Here is a 5173-nt window from a genome sequence, read left to right as displayed (position 1 = left end):
TTGCCACCCCCCAACGCGGCATAGCGCATCGCGGCGGGCAGATCGGCAATGGGCGGGGAAACCGGCGGCAACAGTCGTTCGAGCGCCGCTTCGCTACGCCGACGGACCTCGGCGAGAAAATCATCCAGCGACACGGGTGGATTTACTCGGCCGGCTCGAAGCCTTCGAGCCGTAGCTGGCCATCCTGCTCGACCAGTTGCTGGACCTTCAGTTCCGCGGTCTTCAAGGCCTGCTGGCAACCGCGGGCCAGCTGTACGCCATGCTCAAAATCACGCAATGCGTGCTCCAGGCTCAGCTCGCCGCGTTCCAGCTGCTCGACGATGGTTTCGAGCTCGGCCAGGGCCGCCTCGAAATCGGGCGCCTGCGCGCCGGGCTCGGTTGCGGCGGTGGCTGGCGCTTCGGACTTACGCTTGCTGGTCATGGCCGCTAGCATAACGCACCCGTCGCCGGCCCTGGCAGCGCCGCGCCTGCAATGTCGAGGTGCCCCGCCTGCCCATCAGTCCGGGCGTCAATCGCCGCGACTGCATGGGTCCGGTGAGGACCGGCCGCGCGAGCCCAATACTCAGCCGCCGCCTGAGCACTAGCCCGCGTCACGCCGGACTACCGATACGTGATGCGCCGAATCAGGCGCCTGAAGCTGTGGCCGGTGTGTCGCTTGCCGTCCTGCCCGGCGCATGGAACCGCCGGTGTAATTCGATGTTTTCCGGCTCCAGCGCAAACGCCGTCTGGTAGCTCACATGGTGCTTGTTGTGTTCGTCGTGGCTCAAATGCCAGACCTTGTGCATCTTGTAGAAGGGCACGGTCGGGTAAAGGTGATGGATCAGGTGGTAGTTCTGATACACCATCAAGGGCGTCAGCAGCCATTCCCAGCCCATGCGCATGGTGGTGGCCAGGTAGGGGTCTTCCTGATGGCTCACCATGGCCGGGTGATGGGGCAGGATGACGAAGACCACCGCGATCAGAAACAGCGCGATTCGGGTCGGGATGAACCACAGCATGAACAACTCGTACCCGAGGCCCTGTGAGATCAGGAAGCCCACCACCAGGACCAGGCTGGTGTAGAACCCGATCAAGCCTTTCTTGTGCTTCTTGACCAGATGCTGCCCGCGGGTAAAGAAGTAGTAGATGTAATACCCGTCAAAGAAGGCCCAGCGCAGGGGAACCTGCCACCAGGGAGCATCGTGCTCGAACCGGTCAGGATCCTCGGCCCCATTGGCGTGAACGTGGTGCTGATTGTGCAGCCAGCGCAGCAGAGACATCGGCGCATACGGAAACAGGAACACCAGCGACACGTCGGCTATCGCCTCGTTGAGCCAGCCGATCCTCGAAATGGCGCGGTGGGCGCCGTCGTGAATTGGACTGAACAGACCATAGGCCAGCAGGCCGTTGATGAGCGCACCGGTCCAGTAACTGATTTGCCCGGTCAGAGCGAGATACCAGACGCCGGCCATGCCGCTGAGCATGGCGATTGCCAGCAAGGTGGTAGGCACGGCCAGGGTCGGTGCGCGCATATGGGGCCGCAGCAATGTGTTACCGGGGGCGTCGGCTTGTGTGGCCATCTTCAGGGATTCTCTCGGTTATCGGTTCGCGCTGGTCGGGGCATTGGCGCACCAGACCCGAGCGGGCGCCGGGTAAAAAATTGGCCATCACCGGACCGCATGGAGCCATGGTCACAGACTGCCGAACTGGCCCTCTTGATGGCCGTCAACTGGCTGGGAACCGGCTTGCTCACGCGGCCTGCGCCGGGTTCTGAGGCAATGGGTCTGCAAACCAGTCCGGCCAGCCGGCCTTGCGGTTGGCCTCGCGGGCGATTTGCCGCTCCTGCGGGCTGGCGAAGCGCAGATCCCAGTCCTTGAGCAGCGGCTTGGCAATGCGCCGGTACCACAGCGGCGGGATGAAGGCGCTGACCGCGCACACGAACAGGTTCGGCATCTGCGGCGCGTCCGGGTGCGGTACCAGCTGGTCGAAACGCAGGTCCGGGTCGATGTGGTGGTCGACATGGGTGGTGATTTCGTAGCCGATGGTGCGGTCGATCCAGGTCAGGTGGTTCCAGGTGTGGTGCAGGCGTGTTGGAGAGCCGGGCACGCGCACCAGGCCGTAGTGCTGGATGTAGTTGAGCGCCTCCAGAAAGAACTTGCTGCTGATCTGCGCCACCAGCGTCAGCACGCCGGCCAGTACGCCGCCGTACAGGCCCACCGCCAGCGGGATGGACAGCAACAGCGAAAATTCCCAGAACAGCATGTTGCGCGGCGACCACAGCGGCGCGCCGGTCACGTCGCGCCGCTTGCGCGCGGCGCTGAGCAATTCCTGAAAGTTACGCTTGGTACAGCGCCACATGAACGGATACACGCTGCTGCCGCGCGGCGCGTAATCGGCATCGGCCTCGGTGTCGAAATGGATGTGGTGCGTGTACAGATGCGGAATGTCGCGGTGGGCATCGGCGAACATGGCGCTGATGAACTTGGCCAGACCGCGCGAGAACCAGTCCTTGCGGTGCATGAGTTCGTGCGCCACCGGCACGTTGGGTACCGCGTTGAGCCACACCAGCGAGGCGACGGCGCCGATGAGTGCGATCACCACCGGCAGCGTACCGTCCACGCCAAGGCCGGCCCGCATGCGCCAGGCGAAGGCCGCGTACAGCGCGACCATCAGCGCGCAGTGCAGGTACAGCGGCACATCGGCCAGGCGCGGGTGGCGGAAGCGCCGCACGGCGTAATCCGGCCGCGACAGCATGTCCAGCCCCGCCAGCACGAAGAATGTGCCCACCCCGGCCCACATCCAGTAGCCGCCCAGCAACATGCCGACCACCCCGGCCAGCACGGTCAGTGAACACAGGTAATAGCGCAGGTAATCGGTCAATTTGGATGCCTCACGGGAACACGTTCAGGCTTTTGTTCATGAATATGTTCTGTTGCAGGGTGAGCAGGCGCCTGGCGACGCGCAGCTGCCCGTCCACGCGTCTCAGCAGGTCCTCGCGCAGACAGTACAGGGTGTGCTCCTCGTCCTCGTTCATGTTGCGGTAGACCTGCGAGATGGAATGCACGCGGTACTCGTCGGCGTTTTCGGTGTGTTCCACCTCGACGTTGTGCACCAGGTGGGCGGTTCGCGTGGCCGGGTCTTCGGTCCAGCAGGTGTCGGTTTCCAGGCGCGTGATGCGCTTGTCGAGCTCGCGCATGCTGTCGTTGTAGTACGCACTGTCCAGGCGGGACGGCGGGCGCTCGTCACGCCGGTAGCGCTGCACACGCGCCGGCATCCAGTAGTGGATGTCGTCGGTCAACAACGCCAGCCAGGCGCGATAGTCCTGGCGGTCCTTAAGACGGGCCTCTCGGTAGTAGAACTGCTGGACTTCGCTGACGAGTTCCAGCGACGGCGGCTGGGTGGCCGCCTGCACGTCCTTGGCAATTGCGTTCATGGGCGATCGTCTCCGTTCAGCGGGTCGGTCGGCCGGCGTAGCGCGGTGTGTAGCGCTGCGGCACCTCGGACCAGGATTTGGCGTTCATCAGGTCCGCCCAGCGCTGGTAGAACAGGCGCTGGTTGGCGTCGTTGAACTGCCCCTCGTGGACGATGCCCGGAAGCTCCGGGTGCTCGATCTGGCGGCTCTTGCCGCAGCCGTAGTGCAGCTTCTCGTGGCGGCTGACCCAGCCGCGGTTGGTACGGGTGTTGCCCTCCCAGTTCTCGCCGTCGTCCATCTCCAGCGTGCCGGCCGGGTTGAAGGTCAGGTTGCAGCCGATATTGATGGCTTGCTTGACCGATTCCGGGGCATTTTTAGGCACTACCGTCCAGATGCGCAGTTCGAGCTTGCGCGGACCGCGCGGCAACCAGGTGCGAAAGGTGTGGATGCCGGGCAGGAAGGTCATGTTCGGGAACATGGCGGCGGAGGCCAGTGAACCGAACAGGCGCGCGCGCAGCTCGCCAATCCGCTGCGCCATTTTCGGGCGCTGGGCGGTGTAATAGTCGATGACCTCCTGCGAACCCAGAATGGCAATATCGCCCACTCCCTCAAGGGCGAACTCCCAGCCGTGGCCGTTGACGCTGGCCTGAAAGGTATCGCTTGGGTCATATGGCGGGAACGGGCCGCCCATCATGGCCCGGCCGCCGGCGTCGTGGGTCCACCAGGCATGGTAAGCGTCGCCGATGAAGTTCTCGACCCCGAATTTCCAGTTGGCGTTGGCGTAGGACTTGATGGTGCCGGGCAGGAACTCGATGCCGCCCTCGTCGTTGTCCAGGAAGGCATCCAGGTACCAGCGGTAGTCGCCCAGGTAGTCGTCCAGACTCGGCGCCTCCGGGTCGAAAGTGGCGAAGATCATGCCCTTGTAGGAGGCCACGCGCGCCTTGCGCGGACCCCACTGCGTGCGGTCTATGTCGCCCGGATCGTAAGCGTGCTCGGACGGCAGGCCCAGCAGCTCGCCGGCCGTGCTGTAGGCCCAGCCGTGGTAATTGCAGGTGAAGCGGCGGGCGTTGCCCTCGTCGGCAAAGCAGATCTTGTTGCCGCGGTGGGTGCATGCGTTCAGGTACACGTACACCTCGCCGTCGGTGTGACGGGACACGATCACGCCGTCCTCGCCGATGTAGGTGGTCACGAAATCCCCGGCGTTCGGAACCTGCGAGTCGTGCGCCACGAACTGCCAGCAGCGGGCGAAGATGGCCTCCAGCTCGCGTTCGTAGATGGCCTCATCCCAGAAGATGCGCCGGTCGACCCAGCCTTCCTTCAGGTCCATGTAACGCGAGTAGTCCTGGGGGGGTTGGGCGTGCTCGTGGGGCTTCATGGGTGTCCTGCTCCTTTAGAAAAACACGTTCAGGTTGCTGTCGATCACCACCGGGTGGTCGAACTGGATCAGCCGGCGTACCAAGCGCCAGACGCCGCCCTCGCAGCGCCAGCGGTCGGTGCGGGCCGCGGTCAGGCGTCGCTGCTGGGCGTCGATGCGGCTGCGATGGATTTCGACTACGGAGTAGACCTGCGCCTCGCGGTCGGCCTCGGCCTGATAAATCTCGACGTTGCTGACGATGCGCCGCGCGCTGTTGCGCGGGTCTTCGGCCCACACCAGGCCGGATTCCAGGCGCTGGATGCGCAACTCAAGGCGCGCTTTGTCGTCGTCGAACACGTAGCCCGGACCCACCGCCAGCGCCGCGCCGCGGTCGGCCCGGAAGCGGCGCGAGGTCAGCGGCAGCTGGT

General features: G+C 64.6%; 6 protein-coding genes. All 6 read right to left on the bottom strand.

Going from position 1 to position 5173, the window contains the following annotated elements; all coding sequences use genetic code 11:
* Positions 1-142: 142 nt before the first annotated feature.
* Positions 143-421 carry an exodeoxyribonuclease VII small subunit gene (locus ABZF37_RS13415; protein WP_372720759.1) on the bottom strand — a complete coding sequence of 93 codons (279 nt, stop codon included), beginning with the start codon at positions 419-421 and terminating at the stop codon, positions 143-145.
* A gap of 202 nt (positions 422-623) precedes the next feature.
* On the bottom strand, positions 624-1559 hold the full coding sequence (locus tag ABZF37_RS13410) for a fatty acid desaturase (RefSeq protein ID WP_372720757.1): 936 nt from the start codon (positions 1557-1559) through the stop codon (positions 624-626).
* Between the two features lie 169 nt (positions 1560-1728).
* The gene (locus ABZF37_RS13405; RefSeq protein WP_372720755.1) at positions 1729-2859 is read right to left on the bottom strand and encodes an alkane 1-monooxygenase; all 1131 of its coding nucleotides are present in this window, start codon (positions 2857-2859) and stop codon (positions 1729-1731) included.
* 10 nt (positions 2860-2869) lie between these two features.
* The gene (locus ABZF37_RS13400; RefSeq protein ID WP_372720753.1) at positions 2870-3412 is read right to left on the bottom strand and encodes a 3-phenylpropionate/cinnamic acid dioxygenase subunit beta; all 543 of its coding nucleotides are present in this window, start codon (positions 3410-3412) and stop codon (positions 2870-2872) included.
* 16 nt (positions 3413-3428) lie between these two features.
* Positions 3429-4766 carry an aromatic ring-hydroxylating dioxygenase subunit alpha gene (locus tag ABZF37_RS13395; RefSeq protein ID WP_372720751.1) on the bottom strand — a complete coding sequence of 446 codons (1338 nt, stop codon included), beginning with the start codon at positions 4764-4766 and terminating at the stop codon, positions 3429-3431.
* A gap of 15 nt (positions 4767-4781) precedes the next feature.
* Positions 4782-5173, bottom strand: a 392-nt coding sequence (locus ABZF37_RS13390) for an aromatic-ring-hydroxylating dioxygenase subunit beta (protein ID WP_372720749.1), incomplete at its 5' end; no start/stop codon positions are given.

The sequence above is a fragment of the Immundisolibacter sp. genome (assembly GCF_041601295.1).
In the GTDB taxonomy this organism is placed as follows: domain Bacteria; phylum Pseudomonadota; class Gammaproteobacteria; order Immundisolibacterales; family Immundisolibacteraceae; genus Immundisolibacter.
Note: the sequence above shows the minus strand (reverse complement) of the source record. Positions and strands in the feature narration are given on the sequence as shown.

What these genes read in the sequence shown, in the direction of transcription:
- ABZF37_RS13415 (WP_372720759.1), bottom strand. Translation starts at nt 421, where the DNA reads ATGACCAGCAAGCGTAAGTCCGAAGCGCCAGCCACCGCCGCAACCGAG.
- ABZF37_RS13410 (WP_372720757.1), bottom strand. Translation starts at nt 1,559, where the DNA reads ATGGCCACACAAGCCGACGCCCCCGGTAACACATTGCTGCGGCCCCAT.
- ABZF37_RS13400 (WP_372720753.1), bottom strand. Translation starts at nt 3,412, where the DNA reads ATGAACGCAATTGCCAAGGACGTGCAGGCGGCCACCCAGCCGCCGTCG.
- ABZF37_RS13395 (WP_372720751.1), bottom strand. Translation starts at nt 4,766, where the DNA reads ATGAAGCCCCACGAGCACGCCCAACCCCCCCAGGACTACTCGCGTTAC.